General features: G+C 50.9%; 12 protein-coding genes. 5 read left to right on the top strand and 7 right to left on the bottom strand.

The window, feature by feature from the left end; genetic code table 11:
- Positions 1–63 precede the first annotated feature (63 nt).
- The 7 genes from LLG46_12640 to LLG46_12610 all read right to left on the bottom strand — a co-directional run bounded on the left by LLG46_12640 (position 64) and on the right by LLG46_12610 (position 11139).
- Positions 64–1557, bottom strand: a complete 1494-nt coding sequence (locus tag LLG46_12640) for a UDP-N-acetylmuramoyl-L-alanyl-D-glutamate--2,6-diaminopimelate ligase (protein ID MCE5324145.1) — start codon at positions 1555–1557, stop codon at positions 64–66.
- Positions 1558–1646: 89 nt separating this feature from the next.
- On the bottom strand, positions 1647–3545 hold the full coding sequence (locus tag LLG46_12635; GenBank protein MCE5324144.1) for an alpha/beta fold hydrolase: 1899 nt from the start codon (positions 3543–3545) through the stop codon (positions 1647–1649).
- A gap of 334 nt (positions 3546–3879) precedes the next feature.
- Positions 3880–5685 (bottom strand): penicillin-binding protein 2, encoded by a 1806-nt coding sequence (locus LLG46_12630; GenBank protein MCE5324143.1) that lies wholly within the window; start codon positions 5683–5685, stop codon positions 3880–3882.
- 102 nt (positions 5686–5787) lie between these two features.
- Positions 5788–6177 carry a hypothetical protein gene (locus tag LLG46_12625; GenBank protein ID MCE5324142.1) on the bottom strand — a complete coding sequence of 130 codons (390 nt, stop codon included), beginning with the start codon at positions 6175–6177 and terminating at the stop codon, positions 5788–5790.
- Positions 6178–6236: 59 nt separating this feature from the next.
- Positions 6237–7181: a 16S rRNA (cytosine(1402)-N(4))-methyltransferase RsmH gene (gene rsmH / locus LLG46_12620; protein ID MCE5324141.1), complete on the bottom strand. Its 945-nt coding sequence runs from the start codon at positions 7179–7181 to the stop codon at positions 6237–6239.
- Positions 7150–7650, bottom strand: a complete 501-nt coding sequence (locus LLG46_12615) for a division/cell wall cluster transcriptional repressor MraZ (GenBank protein ID MCE5324140.1) — start codon at positions 7648–7650, stop codon at positions 7150–7152. Before LLG46_12615 ends, rsmH begins: the two co-directional genes overlap by 32 nt.
- A 687-nt stretch (positions 7651–8337) precedes the next feature.
- Entirely contained in the window at positions 8338–11139 is a 2802-nt protein-coding gene (locus LLG46_12610; GenBank protein MCE5324139.1) for a UPF0182 family protein, read from the bottom strand.
- A 173-nt stretch (positions 11140–11312) separates the two neighbouring features.
- On the opposite strand from LLG46_12610, the gene LLG46_12605 reads away from it, so the two are divergent.
- The 5 genes from LLG46_12605 to LLG46_12585 all read left to right on the top strand — a co-directional run bounded on the left by LLG46_12605 (position 11313) and on the right by LLG46_12585 (position 17804).
- Entirely contained in the window at positions 11313–12797 is a 1485-nt protein-coding gene (locus LLG46_12605; protein MCE5324138.1) for a sodium/solute symporter, read from the top strand.
- Between the two features lie 237 nt (positions 12798–13034).
- Positions 13035–13370, top strand: a complete 336-nt coding sequence (locus LLG46_12600) for an STAS domain-containing protein (protein MCE5324137.1) — start codon at positions 13035–13037, stop codon at positions 13368–13370.
- 241 nt (positions 13371–13611) lie between these two features.
- The gene (locus tag LLG46_12595; GenBank protein MCE5324136.1) at positions 13612–14367 is read left to right on the top strand and encodes a class I SAM-dependent methyltransferase; all 756 of its coding nucleotides are present in this window, start codon (positions 13612–13614) and stop codon (positions 14365–14367) included.
- A gap of 178 nt (positions 14368–14545) precedes the next feature.
- Positions 14546–15493 carry a hypothetical protein gene (locus tag LLG46_12590; protein ID MCE5324135.1) on the top strand — a complete coding sequence of 316 codons (948 nt, stop codon included), beginning with the start codon at positions 14546–14548 and terminating at the stop codon, positions 15491–15493.
- A gap of 247 nt (positions 15494–15740) precedes the next feature.
- Positions 15741–17804 carry a chloride channel protein gene (locus LLG46_12585; protein ID MCE5324134.1) on the top strand — a complete coding sequence of 688 codons (2064 nt, stop codon included), beginning with the start codon at positions 15741–15743 and terminating at the stop codon, positions 17802–17804.
- The last annotated feature ends 27 nt before the right edge of the window (positions 17805–17831 follow it).

The following is a 17831-nucleotide window of genomic DNA, read 5'->3' as shown; positions in this document are numbered from 1 at the left end:
AATCACGAAAACACGAAAGAGATAAACCACGATCGGATATCGCGCCCGGACAAAGCCCATAACTTATAACCCACAACTCTTAGCTCGTAACTCAAGGGCATGGGATGCTTGTTCCCTGTCGTCAAAATGGATCGTGCGGTCGGCGAATATTTGATAGTCCTCGTGACCCTTACCGGCAACCACTACCAGGTCGCCCTTCTCGGCCATATTGACAGCCTCTAAAATTGCCTGGGCACGGTCCGCCTCCACTGTGACATTTGACTTCTTGTCCTCGGGAATGCCGGCCAGAATATCTCGTATTATCGCGTCCGGGTCCTCTTTGCGGGGATTGTCTGACGTGATTACGACCAGATCCGCCAAATCCACACCAAGCTTGCCCATGATCGGACGCTTGCCCTTGTCCCTGTTGCCGCCGCAGCCGAATACTGCGATGAGGCGCTTACTTGTAAGGGTCCTTGCGGTCTGAAGGACGTTTTCGATTTCATCCGGCGTATGGGCATAGTCCACGATCACTCCAAAATCCTGCCCGCATTCAATTGACTCAAACCTTCCGGGTACGCTTGCCGCCTTAGCCAAACCCTTACTGATTGTATCCAAATCAAGACCCAATGCAACTCCGACAGATGCGGCAGAAAGCGCATTATATACATTGAATGCCCCGCCGATAGACATTCTGATCGGGACAGACTTGCCTTTACTGGTCATATTAAACGAAACGGACTTTTCGGTGACCTTCGCTTCGCCGGCAACTACATCCGACTTGGGATCCATCCCGAATGTGATCACACTGCCTTCGGATGCTGCTATCACTTTATCAGCCTGGAAATCGTCCAGATTGATTACGGCATGAAAGCTCTTGCTCGAAGTCTTCGGTAAGTCACGGAAGAGAATGATCTTGGCATCAAGATAGGCTTCTTCAGTAATATGAAAATCGAGATGGTCACGGGCAATGTTTGTGAAGACACCGCAGTCGAACTCGCAGCCTATAGTGCGGCCTTCATACAGGCCATGTGAACTGACCTCCATCGCCACCACCTGAGCGCCCATACCCACCATTTGCGCAAGTATCCGTTGGACATCGAGACTCTCTGGAGTCGTGTGTTCGGTCTCGATGAACTCACTGTCGATCTTGGCGCCGAGTGTGCCGATCAGACCGGATTTCATGCCTGCAGTCTGGAAAATAGACTGGATTAAGTGGGTGACTGTGGTCTTGCCGCTTGTACCAGTGACTCCTATCAGCTTGATCTTTCTGGAAGGATAACCATAAAACGGAGCGGCAATTTCGCCCATTGCGACCCTGCCATTATCGGCAAGCACACACGGCACGCCTCGATCCACGACCTCTGGAACCTCGCGCTCGGCAACTATAGCAACGGCACCGGAGTCCAGCGCGCTCATGATGAACTGGTGACCGTCGAACGAGCCGCCCTGCATAGCGACGAATATATATCCGGGCTTTACTTTGCGGCTGTCATACGCGATGCCTGTCACGTCGACATCATTTGCGTTGATCACTTTGCAGCCTGTTATTGATTTTGTAAGCTCTGAAAATCTCATACCTTATATTATAACGCCCCCGACACGATTTAGTATTGAGTATTTTGGATTGAGTATTTGGATTTTAGATTTGGATTCAATACCATCATCTATAGAAGCCATTTGCTGAACCATTCTAGGTTGTGTTCTTGAGCAGTAGCGAGCTGCCTAGGGTGATTGATTGTGTGGCCACAGTTCTTGTAAGTAACCAACTTCACCTTGCCCTCACGTTTCTTGAGCAACCTGTAGAACGCCTGAGAGTGAGCGGGAATAACTTGCTTGTCAACATCGCCCGTCTGCAGCAGTGTTGGTGGACAATCACTGTTGATGTAAGAGAGCGGTGACTGCGAGTTCAACGGAATATTAGGATTCCAGTCATTTTCATTGAAATAAGCATCTTGGTTTCCAGCAGATGAATAAAGCATCAGTCGTAGGTCTGAAAAGCCGCAGAACGCCGATGCCGCCGCAAAGCGCGAAGGATACTTTGCCGCAAGAAGCATGGTTAGATAACCACCGTAGCTCATGCCTGCTACACCTACTCTACTGGGATCAAAGTCATACTCAGCAAGCAAGTAGTCTACGCCACTGAGGATGTCACCCGATTCATACTCCCCCAGCTTGCCGGCTATCGCTGCCCTGAACTCATATCCATAGCCAGAACTACCGCGGTAATCAGGCATAAAGACAGAAATTCCCTGTTCGTTCCATTGCCGGATCGGATTGGCAGTCAGGAACTCGAAATACCAGTGAAAAAAGTGGTCGTGAGCGTTTGTGGAAGATGAAGGGCCACCGTGAATAAGAACTATCAGAGGATGTTGATCGGTTTCGGCATTACCCCTGGCATCGATCAGCATGCCTTCGGCATTGTGGCCGTCCGGCGTCTTCCAGATTACGGTCTGTTGGATCAGTTTTGGCCAGCTTTGCACCTGGGAGTGGTAGTTAGTGATTCGGATCGGAGCCTGCGCAGCTTCGGATTCAACTGTCACCTCATGAAATCTATCTTTTTCCTGCGCGATGTATGCAATGGTGCTGCCCGATTTCGAGGTCGATACAGATGTTCTTAGGGGCATATCACCGATGGTTGCTCTAACGTACTCGCCTGAATCCATTGATACTGCATAGACATCAAGTGACTTATCCTTCAGTTGTCCGGAAACAAGCATACGATCACTGTTCCAGTGTTGGACTAGGCAGTGGTGTTCGACATTGGCAAAAATGACTCTCTCGGAAAGATCGGAGAGCCTTATTGTCTTTATGGCTGCCCCCCGGATGTCATCCCAGCACTGCTTTCTCTCAGAAAATGCAATTTGAGTCCCATCATCATTCCACACAGGATAGAAGATAGCACGTTTGCCTTCGATCAGTGGCATGAGCCTGCCTGTCCGCACATCGAACATCAACAAGTGCTGGCTTTGTACCCGAATGTCAGGCTCAGGGATAGCAGTAAATATAAGATTTTCACCCGATGGTGACCAACTCAGGCTCGATATACCATAGACTCTATCCCATCCCTCGAAGCGCCGTATTTTGCCATTCTCGTCAATGAGCAACAGACCAGCGCCAGGCGGAAATTCTCCTTGAACACAAAAAAGTTCGTTGTCAAAATTTTCCGGCACCGCCGCATTCTCGGCAATTGCTATTTTTGAAGAATAGGGATGCCATGCAAAATCGGTAAACCCGTTTGTACTGCTTGCAATATTCACAACGGAACCGTCTGTGCAATCTAGCTTGCGAAGCACCATCTCCTCTTGCCGGGTAACTATGTATCCAATAGACATGGAATCATGTGCCCACTTGACTCCGGAAGCAAAGGCATCCTCATCTATAGTCAATATCTCTTTCATTTGATGCAAATCGGTGATGAGTATCTTATGCTTATAGATATTGTGCTCCCAGTCAGCAAACACTTCCGTGTAGGCCAGCAAACGGCCATCAGGAGACAGCCGCGTCTGCCGCGGCATGCGTACGCTTATTACATCACGGATTGTCGGTGTTTGTAACCTGTCCAATATTCAGCACCTCTCAAGTAAAATATAAAATCCCAAATATAAATTACTAAATAAAAAATGGGGTTGTGAGGTCCCACAAGAATCGTATTCATCTTGTCCGGCCTTACACAACCCCTCACGAGCGAATGGTCAGATTCGGCTTGACCAGCCGCCTGCTCCTCGCAAATCGCCCAGACACGAGGAGTCTAAATCTTGGTTTCGGGAGTAAATTCCCGAAACACCGTCAAATATTGCCAACACCACCACTTTATGGGACCGCGGAGGAAGAGTTGGGCTCGCCCAAGATCCCTTCCGCTCCCTGGATTCCGCTGTCCCAAACTGATAAGTCAAAAAGTTAGAAAGCTGAAACAAATGACAAATGAGTGCGCACGGATGCTACGCGCTTAGGATCGTCATAGCGCTTTGGCTTAGTCTCGCCGCCGCCAGGAGCATCGGATGGGACCTTCAAATACCAAAGCGATTTCTCACCTATCTCCTGAAAGACCGGACTGGCTACTGTCGCGCCCCAATGTGAACCCTTAGGCGATTTTGCGACAACTGCGATCACCAGTCTCGGATGTGTCGCCGGTGCAAAACCCATAAACGATGCAATAAACGACCCTGGCTCATATCCTCGCCCATCCGCTCTGGCGACCTGTGCGCTGCCGGTCTTGCCCGCCACCGTTCGCCCGGCAATACGCGCAGTCTTGCCAGTGCCGTTTTCTACACAGCTTCTGAGCAGCTTGGTGACCATAAGCGCTGCATCTTTGGATATTACTCGGGTCTTATTGCCCGACTTGAACGACTTGTATATCGAGCCGTCCTGATTGCGAATCTCGCGGACTATTCTCGGCTCAACTCGCACGCCGCCGTTTGCAATTGTCCCATATACACTCGCCATCTGGAGCGGAGTGACTGCCAAACCCTGGCCAAAACCGATATTTGCAAGTCTGATAGGCCGCCATTCATCTGGAGGATTGATGTAACCCACTGCCTCACAGCCGAACCCTGCTTTGGTCCTGTTCAGAAGCCCGAAAGCCTTTTCATATTTATAAAGCTTCTCTGACCCCAATCTCAATGCTAGATGCGCCGCAGCAATGTTGCACGACTGCTCGATCATCCTGAACATGCTCACTCCGCCATGACCGTTTAAATATGGTCTGTGAAGCACGCATCTGATCCGTCCGCCGGCCATTTTGTCACAGCCGGTGCAGTGCGCTATGACAGTGTTCGGATTGAGACCCTCGTTTATCGCGGCAGAAGCTGTGACGGTCTTGAGAGTGCTGCCAGGCTCGTATAGATCGGCAACCGCTCGATTGCGCCACAGCGAAGGGCCGGACTTGCGAGCATGGTTCGGATCATACGTCGGATAGTTGGCAAGCGCCAGAACCTCGCCTGTAGACGGATCCATTACTATCGCACAGGCACTCTGCGGATGATATTTTTCCGCCATGTTCGCAAGTGCCTGCTCGGCTATGTGCTGTATCGTCATATCTATGGTAAGGTATACATTCTTTCCGTCTTCGGGCTGACGCTCGATATGGCGGGTCTCGGGGATCACCCTGCGCTCACCATCGAGTTCCGCACGATACTTACCGTCCATCCCCCTTAATATACTGTTATTGAGGTGTTCGATGCCCTCGACACCAGTGTTGTCAATGTTCGTGAAGCCTATTATCTGCGCCGCCAGAGGGCCGTTCGGATATACACGCTTCACATCACGCTGGACACCTATGCCCGGCAGTTTCGTGCGGTTCTTCCAGACTGCATCGCCTATCCTGGCGTCGATCTGACGGCCAAGCCAGACAAATCTGTGTGATCCGTCGAGCTTGGCTTCGATGCTGCACGGATCTGTGTCTAGCAGCGCCGCTACTTGAACCGCCGTCTTTGATGGATCAGACATCTCTCTGAGATTTGCATAGACAGAGGCTGTCTCGATATTGACCGCTAGAGGATTGCCGTTGCGGTCACAAATCGATCCTCTTGACGCAGGAATTGATATCTCTCGAAAGCGTATGGCTTCGGCCTTAGCCATAAAGTGATCCTGACGCATGACCTGCAGAAAAAACAGCCTCCCCGCTATCGCTACATATAGCAGCGAAAACACGAGGAACAGCCAGGTGGTTCGTTTTCTTACAAGCCCTCGATGCTTCGGAGCCATCAGTTCTCACGCTCTCATATGTCAGTTTGCATCAGGCGATCTGAAATCGCCATATTTCTTTACGGATGCGATCAGATCGCGCCCAAACATAGTGCCAACCGGTTAGTCACCGGATGCATCGGCACTGGCCACAGTCTGCGGCTGGTGAATGTAATCATACTGGGTCGCATAGACCATACCGGCTTTTTCAGCAGCAACTGTGACAATATGCGGACTCGACAAACGAGAGCACTCCACCTTGAGCCTTTCGTTCTGAAGTCTTTCCGCACGAAGCTGCGCAGTGAGCTTGCTACGATTGTAGCCGGTGACGGTCACGTTGGCATAAATAGCAACCCATCCAAAGAGCATGGCAACACAAACCACAGGCATAAGAATCTTCATTACCCGCTTGAAACGCGCATAACGAAGCCGCCTGGTTCGAGCACGCATCGTCCTCGGGCTGCGGCGAACAACGCTTCCGGTATTTACTTTTTGTCTAGGCGCAACTGCCATCCCAGTCCCTCGTTCTAGAAATTAGAGGTAAGAAGTAAGAGGTCGGATAACCTCTTGCTTCATACCGCAATCCGCTCTCCCACCCGCAGTCTCGCGCTGCGGCTGCGTGGATTCTCCTTTACTTCGTCGGCGCCGGGAGTTATCGGCTTCCTTGTTATTACTTTGATAATCTCCCTGGCTCCGCATACACATCCCGGAAGCCTCGGCGGGCAAGTGCAGTGCCCCGAATAGCGCCGAAATGTGTCCTTTACAATCCTGTCTTCCAGGCTGTGGAACGATATCACGCCCACGCGCCCACAGATTTTCAAAGCCTCTATTGCGGCGGGAACGCCCTGCTCCACCGCTTCCAACTCATGGTTCACGACTATTCTGATAGCCTGAAAAGTGCGAGTCGCCGGATGTATGTCCTGCTGCCACCTGTTTTTGGCCGGTATGGCCGCCGCTACAATCTCCGCAAGCTCGGCTGTCCGTGTGATCGGCTCCTTCTGACGCCGGGCAACTATCGCCCTGGCTATTCGTCTTGAATACCGTTCCTCACCATATCGCCATATAAGATCGGCTAGATTGATCTCACTGTATGAGTTGACAATGTCCGCAGCGGTCGGAGTGTCCTCCAGGCGCGACATGCGCATGTCCAACTGCTCATCTCTGGAAAAGCTGAAGCCCCTCTGAGCATCAAGCTGATGCGAGGAGACCCCAAGGTCGAAAAGTGCGCCGTCCAGCTCTCGAATGCCCAATGACTCGAGAATGGAGCTGATATCGCGGAAATTGCCGCGCACCAGCTTGACGCTTTCGCCATAGCTTGTGAGGCGTTCACCGGAATATTCAAGCGCTTCCGGATCGCGGTCGATCCCTACTAAAATGCCTGTCCTGCCGATTTTCTCAAGGATCGCCGCCGAGTGGCCGCCCCCACCCAGAGTCGCATCAAGAAAAACGCCGCCCTCCCGTGGGTCGAGCAGCGTTATGATCTCGTTAACCAGGACCGGTTTGTGATACTCCGGCATCCTGCGCCCCCGCTCCGGTATCGCCGAACGCTCCCAAAAGCGCCGCGCCGGAGGATATTAATTCAGCTACGCTGTCGTTTTCGTTTTGATATTTCTCTAGTTCCTGCGGAGACCAAAGCTCTACGCATTTCCCGCGCCCATACACAACCACATCATCGGTGATGCCGGCATATCGGCGATGCTCGGGTGTGAGCTGGACCCTGAACTGACTGTCTGCACCCGTGGTGACCATCTCGCCAAAGAAATGACGATGGAGCCGCGTGACATGCGGGTTCAAAAGCAATTCGAGCGGCCCGCCGAAGCTGTTGAGCTGCTCCTCGAGCTGGGTTTTCCACTCAACCGGAAACACGCACAGGCAGCCCAAACCCTTCGTTATGATGAACTCTTCACCGAGTTCATAACGAAACTTTTTGGGCATTACAAACCTGCCCGCCGAGTCCAGAGAGTGTGTATATGACCCACCGAACATGCGTAGTCTCCAGCGCGACTCTGACTTGTCTCCACCAAAACCCCAATCAACAATCAGATATCGCCATTATACTGGTTGTTTACCCCATCAATATTCCATGAAGTCACCAACCGATCAGATAGTAGAGAGTTTACCAGCAGACATGGTGTTTGTCAAGACCTTGTAAGAAAATTTCTGGACATTTTTTCGTTAACTAGCGGTTTGAGCGTGCACTAGGCGCACCGAGTTTGTGACGAACATCTGTTCGCATGACGGATTCGAGCTTGGAAAATGAGTGTGGATTGTGAAAAATTGCTGCAGAGACCATGGTTGGAAGTGCAGAGAGATACGTTGGAATCGTGAACGAGCAGGAGAATTACAGGACAGGAAAGCTGCCCAAAAGTACGTCCGAGGCAAGAATACCTCGGACGATCAGCAACCAATGTGCTATGTCTTGTCATTTCCGCGAAAGCGGAAATCCAGACGCCTAAGCTATATTGCAGTGCAACTTTCTGGATTCCCGATCAGGTCGGGAATGACATAGTTGGACACCCAGGGAATTAGGCCAGCATTACCGTGCACATAGGCAAATAATCAATACAATATACTCAATACTAAATCATGGGCGCCCTCACCCTAGCCCTCTCCCCCAGGAGAGGGAACAGGCATGTCTCAACTCACAACCCAAAACTCATAGACTCACAACTATTATTTCGATTTAGCCTTTAGCTCGCTGAGAGTCTTCTCCAGAGCCTTGACCTGGACACCATACTCACTCCAGTCACCGCGCTTTTGGGCTTCCTGGGCAGCTTTATATTGCGTGACGGCCTGGTCTATCAGACGCTTTACTTCTTCATTTGCCGCTGCTCCGGAAACTGCAGGCGATGGCTTGCCCGCTGCAGGCTTACCTGTCGGGACAGGTTTTGCGGTGGGAGTGGGCTGAGAAACCTGCTCGCCGACAACATCGGATAGTGCCTCAGCTAGTGTCGGTTGCATCGAGACTCTGTTGCCAAGGGCCACTATTACCCGCTTAAGCTCAGGTATCTTGGTGCTGGTTGACTCTAGATACACAGGCATTACATACATCAGCGAAGTATCGATGGGCACTACAAGCAGATTCCCACTGCTCACTTGTGAGCCCTGTTGGCTCCAGAGAGTGATCTGCTGCGAGATTACCGTGTCCTGACGCGCTCGCGCCGCCACCTGCTGTGGGCCGTAGACATTCTTGTCCCTCGGGAACTGATAGAGCACCAATCGACCATAATCCGCAGCATCACACTTGGCGCACATCCATGCAACCATGTTGAACTTGCCCGCGCGAATAAATGGAGTCATCAATATGAACTCCTCACTCTTGCCGTTCGGGAGCTTCATTATTACATAATATGGCTCCATCGGACTCGACTCGCCATCGGTGCCGCCGGTGAGGTCGGCCTGGCTTGCAACCTCCCAGGAATCGCTGTTGTTATAGAAAACTGTCGGGTCGGTCTGATGATAGCGCTCGTAGATATCCGTCTGGATGCGGAAGAAATCCTCGGGATATCGGATATGATCGCGCAGGTCGGCAGGCATCTTCGATATCGGCTTGAATGCGGATGGGAACATCGCCCGATAGGTTTTGATTATCGGGTCGTCGAGAGGCTTGTCGATGACATAAGCGTCGACTCTGCCCGTATATGCATCCACAACAACCTTTACCGAATTCCTGATGTAATTGAAATCCGACATATCCAACGGCGTATGCTGAGAATACGGATAGGCGTCGGTGGTTGTGTAGCCGTCCCACATCCAGTAGAGTCTGCCGTTTACAGTCACCAGATATGGATCCTGATCGAACTGCAGGAACGAATATATCGTCCTGACACGGTCCTTTACATCTCTATTGTAGAGTATGCTGCTCTTGGACTTTAAGTTCTCGTTGAGCAGAATATTCAAATCTTGGAAGCGCAGGGCAAAGAGAATCTTTCTCCAGAACCCTCCTATGCCTACCCCACCCTTGCCTTGATAGGAAGCCTCTTTTGTCCCGGCTCCTGTGGGATAATCGAACTCTTTCGCGCTGGTATCGACAAAGACGTAGTCCTGGGTCATCTCGCCGAAATAGACACCCATCCTTTGCAAAGAAAGATCGACAGTGGTCTTGGGCGGTATGTCATATACGAAAAAGTCCGGCAGACCCTCGTTGCTGACCTCGTTTACCGGGCTCATACAAAAGCCATAGCCGTGAGTATATTGCAGATGCAGATTGATCCAGGTCTGAGAGTTGACCGGCAGGGTGTCCTGATCAAGTTCCCGCGCGGAAAGCCATACCTGTCTGTAGCTCCTCTGGCCGGTGCTCTTGTCCGTCAGCCAGTAGCGGTCTACATCGACATCCTTGAAGTGGTAATACTGCTGAAGGGTCTGAATCTGATTGTATGCGCTCTGCAGATGGTCCTGGTCCCAGAGACGGACGTTTTGTATGGTGGTATCGTTCGCCTCGATCTGCGCCGCAGTCAGAGATGTGTCGGCTGCAAACGGCCTTGCGGCTATCTGATCGAGGCCATAGGCGACCTGTGTCGCTTTGATTGCGCGCTTGATATACGGCATCTCTTTCTCGAGCTGGTTCGGCTTGACGACAAGCCGTTCCAGAACCTCGGGATATACTGTGCCCACAAGTATGGATACACCGATTACCAGCCCCAACCCGACCGCGGCAAATCCAAGGCCGCGCTTGCGTATATTATACAAGACCAGCAGCCCGCCTATTATCGCGGTGACCAGCAGTATCCAAAACGCCGGTATCCTGGCATGGATGTCGGTGTAGCCGGCTCCATCGAACAGGCTCCCCCTGCCCAAAACGAGTTGATACATGCCAAGACGATAGCCCCAGGCCTTTAGGAAAAACATCAGAGCGATTAATACCCCAACGTGCGCCTTGACTCCAGGCGAGAACTGGACGCCGTCGCCGACGATCCCTATCGCTTCATCAGCATAATGCAGCGCTATGGCAGCGATTGTAGATATAGCAAGAGCGACAAAGAGCCAGTTGTATATATAATTAAGGAAAGGCAGCTTGAAGACATAAAAGCCTATGTCCAGGCCGAATCGGGGATCATTGACACCAAACGGGCTAGAGTGGATATATTTGAGCCACTGCTCCCAGTGTGTGGCAGCCTCAAGACCGACAAGGATAGATATGACTATGCTGCCCAGAAATATCACCAGACCTATGCCGCGCCGGGCAAGCCTGCCGAGTCGCTCAAGAAGCTGCTGCTCGATGCCCATCGGTGACGGAGGCGGAGCAATCCGACGGGCATACCAGAGGTTGCCGTATATAATGGTAAAGAAAAGCAGACCCATCACGGCACCAAGCAAGACTTTTATGCCAAGTATCTTGGTGAAAACATCGCCATAGCCCAAGTCCTTGAACCAGAGCCAATCGGTATACATGCCGACCAGCGCACCACCAAATATAAGCAGTAGCGCTATTATTGCAATCACTATAGGCCAGAAATATGTTTTCAGTCTGCTCATAGTCGTAAATCCTCCGAAAAATCAATCAGCCGAAGCCACGCCGGGATTATACCATTTACCCAAACATAGAGCAAGGAAGCAGAATGTTGCGTAAGCCCTGCAGTTATGATATTCTGAGTGAATATTAAGCAATGCATTGCAGCAAATGCAGAAAATTGCGAGGAGGCAAGAGAGTGGGTTCTGTTGGTATTATTATTGTTGTTGTCTATGTGCTCGCTATGCTGGGAGTTGGACTGTGGGCGATGCGCAAGACCAAAAGCGTTGGAGACTTCTTCCTGGGCGGCAGGTCAATCGGACCTTGGATGTCGGCGTTCGCCTACGGAACAACGTATTTCTCCGCAGTACTCTTCATCGGATATGCAGGCAGCCTGGGATGGGGCTTTGGCATCCATACAATGTGGATCGTCTTGGGAAACTCCATAGTCGGAAGCCTGTTGGCATGGTGGATACTGGCCTCGAAGACGAGAACTATGACTGCAAGGCTCAACTCCATGACGATGCCTGACTTCCTGGCGGCAAGATTTGCATGCAAGCCGATGAAAATCGCCGCTGCCCTTATTATATTCGTGTTCCTGGTGCCGTACTCGGCATCGGTCTACACAGGGCTGAGTTACCTTTTTGAGAAGGTCCTGAATATACCATATGAATATGCGCTGGGGTTCCTGGCGGCGCTCACCGGAATCTACCTGATTATGGGCGGATACTTCGCACTCACAATCACCGACCTCATCAGAGGTATCGTCGAACTCTTCGGAGTCGTGATAATGGTCTACTTCCTGGCATCGCAGGTGGGTGGGTTCGGAAGCGCAACACACGAACTCCTGAAACCTGAACATTCACCGGCACTGCTGGGAATGAAAGCAGGTTTTCCGGGATGGGTGACTCTGTTGGCGCTGGTGATAGTGACCAGCTTCGGGCCATGGGGTATGCCTCAGATGGTGCAGAAGTTCTACTCGATCAAAAGCAAGGACTATATCAAAAGCGCGATGATCGTATGTACTATCTTCTCGATACTGATGTCGTTCGGCGCATACTATACCGGCGCGCTGACCCACCTGTTCGCAACGCCGGGCACTGAGATGGCACAGATTGTTGCAAGCAAGCACCTTGACCAATTGATACCGGCGTTTATAACCAACCATACCCCCCCATCAATATTCCTGGTAATACTGATCCTGGTATTCTCGGCGTCGATGTCGTCATTGTCGTCATTGGTCCTGGTATCAAGCTCAGCGATTGCAATGGACCTCTATAATGGCATTATCAACCCCAATGCATCGAAACGGGCAGTCATGACGTGGATGAGAGTTCTGTGCGGAGTGTTTGTGGCCGCTTCACTCTTTATAGCGCTCAAGAAGCCGGCCACTATTGTCAATTTGATGGTGATCTCGTGGGGAGCACTGGCAGGTTCGTTCGCGGCTCCTTATCTCTATGGACTGTATTGGAAAAAGACCACACGCGCCGGAGCATTTGCAGGATTGATTGTGGGGCTGGTCATATCGGTCGGATTGTTTATTATTAAAGGCAAGGACTTCGTGCCTATCGCTGGAGCGCTTGCGATTATACTTCCGTTTATAGTTGTTCCGATTGTAAGCGCAATTACCAAACCTTTACCAAAAGAAATTGTGGCGCAGGCTTTCATAGACAGCGATGAGTAGTATTTGGCTATCCACATGCGCTAAATTATACATCATTAACAAAAAATATTACATTCAGGGTTGACAAATAACAATTATTGGGATATTATAGTAAGCACCTTGCGTTTCAAGGTCACTTGATATCTAAATCTCGGCATTTTGCGTCCGGGGTGTGATCTCCCGGACGCACTTAGCCATAAGCTGTATTGCAATCGTAAGTCGGCATTATACTCAACGAATCAGCGAAGGGTCGTGAGCATGGAAGCCATAAACGGACTTACATTGTGGGATGTGCACGAGGATGACCAGGTCGTCATTTATGTGCGAGGGGAACTGGATTTCGCCACTACCCCACACCTGATAAAGACCATCAGGAATATAAAGGATGAGAATGTCGATAAATATGTAATCGATTGTGAAGAAGTGACGTTTATTGACAGTGAAACTCTCAAGTATGTACTTGGCCTCAGAAAAGACTTCGCGCAATGCGGTAGAAGACTATGGTTCCGTAAATGCAGCCCACAGGTCAAGAGAATACTTGATCTGCTTGGACTGAGCGATCAGCTAATTATCAGTGAACCAGCCGAAGCCTGATTTTGCCATCCCAACTACTTCATTACCAATTTTCCATTTCTCATTTCTCAATTCGTTTATTATGAGAGGATATTGGCGGAACAAAATGGAATATAATTACGTCAGTATCAGGAGGGGCATATAAATGGGAAGTTGCGCCCTTACCTCGAACCTCTCCCCCACGGAGAGAAAGTGTATGTTGGCTGAAATTAGCCGCTTACTCGCAACTCCTATAATCTGAGGAAATGGGTTTATCCTCTAGATGAGTCAAGAAGCTACATACGAAGAGATTGCAAAAGATATCGCCTCATACGCCGGTGAACAGGGGGGCGATGTTCAGCGCTATATTATCGCACCCGCGATGCTCGACGTAATTGGACCTGCAAACGGTAAGCAGATATTGGACCTGTTTTGTGGAGCAGGCTACCTCTCAAGAAGACTCGCATCACTTGGAGCGGATGTCACTGCCGTGGACAGCTCTGAAAGACTTATCGGAATCGCCGGTGAGATCAATGAGCGAGAAGAAGAAGAAATCAAATACGCAGTGGCCGAGCCGACAGACCTTTCCGTGATTGAAGACAGCACGTTTGACGATGTGGTCTGCAACATGGGACTGATGATGACTCACGACCTTGCGGGAACAATCGCAGAACTTGCCAGACTGGTCAAACTCGGCGGCAGGTTCATATTCTCAGTGCTCCACCCCTGCTTTTGTATGCCCGACGCCTGCTGGATCAAAGACTCCGAAGGCAGGCAATCATATGAAGCGGTCGACAATTACTACACTGAGACTTGGTGGCCATCCGAACTCGCATCCAGTATCAGGAGCGGACAGAAGAAAGTCAAGCATCGCACCCTGTCACGCTACGTAAATGCCCTCGGAGCACGTGGGTTTACTGTACGCAGAATAATTGAACCCAGACCGACTCCCGAAACTCTGGCAATAAGACCTCACCTTGAAATCTACAACCGTGTCCCTGCTGCTGTAATCGTAGAAGCAGTGTTCCCCTATCTCTGATCCAGTTTCGTATCTCGAAATATCAGGGTACGCTAATTCGGACCGGCTGTCATGGGCTGGAGGATATTTTCAACACACTCAAGAATGCTCATGCACAGGCAGTCGAGCATTTCCTGCTGAGTTGATGGCTCAACACAGAGCCGGTCTGGTTTGACAAGACGGATTGTGGGGTGAACAGATGGCGGGCAGAATCAGCACGAAGCTGGTATCGCAGATATGGAAAGCATTTAAGCAGCTTAACCCGGCAAATGTGGGAAGGGAAGCCGGGCGTGAAGTAAAGCTGGGGATCGTCGGCTCGCAAAACGTGGTCCAGGATGCAGTGGCATATCTGCTCAAAGACGATGCAGCAGCATATGACAAAGCCGGAGATGTGTTGCTATTGCTACCTGAACCGATCGACCCGGCGGCAAATGATCTGCTGAAAAAGTGCGATATTATCCTGAAATGGACGGACTGTAAAGTGAAAATTACGGCACTCGCACCCGAAAGGATATTTGAGTTCGCCACAGGAGGCGATATCGAATCCATAATAATGGATATACTGCATGAGCCGTCACTCAAATACGCTCACCTGCCTCTTGCAAAAGCATTCCCCGCATTTAGACCGGAAGTGGGCGTGCAGGTGATACAAAATGTGAGTGTAGAAAACACCGTCTTCGTCATATCCACTTCACTGGGAAATGTGATCCCAAACCCGCTTCAGCCTCTGGCTTCCGTCGCAGAATCGGTCGGGGATATGGTTGTGCTGACAGCAAATCAGTTCCGTATGGTCTTCAAGCTCGCAGCCGCATATGATAGAAGATTGGGATATAAAGAACAGATGCCGGAATTGATGAGTGTGCTTGGTGCAGCATTCGGATGGAGGTCCATCGCACGGGAACTCATGGGAATGATACCGCTGGGTGGAGGGATCGTTCCTAAGGCCGCTATCGCTTTTGCAGGAACATGGGCCGTGGGCGATGCAGCAGCATATTACTACCGAACAGGCCGCAAACTCACCAATGAAGAAATAAAACAGCGATTTGAAGCCGCCATGGCAAAGGGCAAAGTAACCGTCGAAGACCTGATGGGCAAAATGAAGCAGACGTATAGTGAACAGATGGGGCGGTTCACCAAGAAAAGCTGATAATATGCCTTGCCCTCCCGGCATGCTCGTCACAAATTGGGTTGCCGAACGACAATAACTAATAGTCAATAGTAAATACAAAACACTATATATAAATGGTCTGCTTGACCACTCAGGCTCGAAAGCGTATACTAAAAGTGTCCAAACCACGTGTTGAATTCCCGATTATTTCTCCACGGGATCAAGTGCGTCCGGGCATTGTGGATCGTATCTGCACCTAAAATACATTCGGAAAGTATGTTTTGCTATGTCGCTGCAGCAGCGCCCTAATGAAAAAACTACGCACCCTAAAGTTACCAATTCGGAAAATCTGTTCCCCACCGCCGCAAAAATACGCGATTACTTCCAGACATCAGAAACCACCGGCCTGATAGCCCTGTCACTGCTTGTCGGGGCAGGCGCAGGACTGGGAGCAGTGCTTTATGTCCATATGATCGCATGGGCAAAGTGGCTGTTTATGGGAGGAACACACAATCTGATGCCCACAATCGGGTCTCTGTGGGTAATTGTGTCAACCTCACTCGGCGGACTCGTGTGCGGACTGCTGGTATATTACCTGGCAGGAGGTAAAGGTGGCGATGGTGTGCCGGAGATTATGGCGGCAGTCGCTGAAAATGGCGGGAAAATACGCGCAAGCTTCATAGCCACAAAGATCGTCACATCAGCTATTACAATAGGCTCGGGCGGGTCCGCAGGCAGAGAAGGACCAATGGTGCAGGTGGGCGCATGTATCGGCTCATCAGTCGGACAAATACTCAGGCTCGGTGACGAGAAGATCAGGCTGCTGGTTGCATGCGGATCGGCAGGAGCAATCGCTTCGGCATTCAATGCTCCAATAGGTGGCGCACTCTTTGCACTGGAAGTCGTGCTGCGGACGTTTAACTCACGCTCGTTCGGTGGGGTCGTGCTGGCTACAGTGGCCTCGGCGACAGTATCGCATGCATTCCTCGGCAACAACCCCGCGTTCGTGGTCCCTAAGTATTCACTCAAGAGCGCATGGGAACTGCCACTCTACATACTGATGGGAGTATTCTGCGCATTTGCAGCCATACTCTTCATCAAAATGTTCCATGGCACTGAGGCTCTCTTCCAGAAAATTCGCATATGGTGGCCAATAAAACCAGTCATCGGTGGCGCGATGGTCGGAATTATGGCACTATGGATGCCGAGAGTCCTGGCAGGCGGATACGATACTATGACCTGGGCGCTCGCTGGAAAAGCCGCAGTGGTTATGATGGCATTTTTGATCCTTGGAAAGATGGTGGCGACATCGCTGACATTGGGATCGGGTGGATCAGGCGGGACGTTCGCACCAGCGCTATATATCGGCTGCGCGCTGGGATACACGTTCGGCCATATCGCAAATGTTTTCTTTCCGCACATAACCGCGGGACCTGGAGCATATGCGCTCGTGGCAATGGGTGCATTCTTTGCGGGAGCGGTTCGAGCACCAATGACAGCGATCCTAATCATATTCGAGATGACTAAGGATTATAACGTAATGCTGCCGCTTATGGCCGCGGTCGTTATCAGCGCACTTATATGCGATCATATGCATAGGGCAGATATATATACCCTCAAACTCCTCAAGCGAGGTATTGACCTCACCAAGTCACGCGCAATCGACCGGCTGGACAATATAACCGTCGGCAGGGCTATGACAAGAGATTTCGAGACCGTCGACGTCGATATGCCGCTGGGTGAGCTTATTCAGAAATTTACCGATAGCGGCCATCATGGTTACCCGGTCACTATTAATAACGACAGACTCTGGGGAATCGTGACTCTCAAAGATATTGAATCGGTATCCGAGGATCAGATCGATGGACTCACAGTGCGCGACATCGCGACCTGTCCGGCTAGAACCGTTCGACCAGATCAGAGCCTGCATGAGGCCATAAAGCAGTTCGGCGTCGGCAACGTCGGCAGACTGCCGGTTGTGGATCGTTCAGACCCGGACAAGCTGATCGGAATACTGCGCCGAAGCGATATTATCGAAGCATATGCGGCGAATCTGCGCAGACGTGAGAAAGCAACTCAGTCAGCAGCATTCTCTGTGGATGTGGAATCACCGGGTATTACGCCACTTACTCTCACACTGGACCATAATTCGCCATGGCAGGGTAGATGTGTGGCTGATCTTGGAGTATCAAAAGATGCGTTGATTGTATCAGTCGAGCGAGGAGGCAAGGCTATACTCCCACGCGGCGATACTATCTTGCAAGCTGGAGACAGGCTGACTCTGGTCGCGGAAGGCCAAGCTGCGATCAAAATACGTGAGCAATGGGAAAACTGGGCGAAAGGAATCTGACAACAAACAGTGCAATATGATCCAACA

This window comes from bacterium (genome assembly GCA_021371935.1).
GTDB lineage: Bacteria > Armatimonadota > UBA5829 > UBA5829 > UBA5829 > UBA5829.
Note: the sequence above shows the minus strand (reverse complement) of the source record. Positions and strands in the feature narration are given on the sequence as shown.

Coding starts and splice junctions, on each gene's coding strand:
- rsmH (MCE5324141.1), bottom strand. CDS start 7,181: ATGCCGGAGTATCACAAACCGGTCCTGGTTAACGAGATCATAACGCTG.
- LLG46_12615 (MCE5324140.1), bottom strand. CDS start 7,650: ATGTTCGGTGGGTCATATACACACTCTCTGGACTCGGCGGGCAGGTTT.
- LLG46_12610 (MCE5324139.1), bottom strand. CDS start 11,139: ATGAGCAGACTGAAAACATATTTCTGGCCTATAGTGATTGCAATAATA.
- LLG46_12640 (MCE5324145.1), bottom strand. CDS start 1,557: ATGAGATTTTCAGAGCTTACAAAATCAATAACAGGCTGCAAAGTGATC.
- LLG46_12595 (MCE5324136.1), top strand. CDS start 13,612: ATGAGTCAAGAAGCTACATACGAAGAGATTGCAAAAGATATCGCCTCA.
- LLG46_12585 (MCE5324134.1), top strand. CDS start 15,741: ATGTCGCTGCAGCAGCGCCCTAATGAAAAAACTACGCACCCTAAAGTT.
- LLG46_12630 (MCE5324143.1), bottom strand. CDS start 5,685: ATGGCTCCGAAGCATCGAGGGCTTGTAAGAAAACGAACCACCTGGCTG.
- LLG46_12600 (MCE5324137.1), top strand. CDS start 13,035: ATGGAAGCCATAAACGGACTTACATTGTGGGATGTGCACGAGGATGAC.
- LLG46_12590 (MCE5324135.1), top strand. CDS start 14,546: ATGGCGGGCAGAATCAGCACGAAGCTGGTATCGCAGATATGGAAAGCA.
- LLG46_12625 (MCE5324142.1), bottom strand. CDS start 6,177: ATGGCAGTTGCGCCTAGACAAAAAGTAAATACCGGAAGCGTTGTTCGC.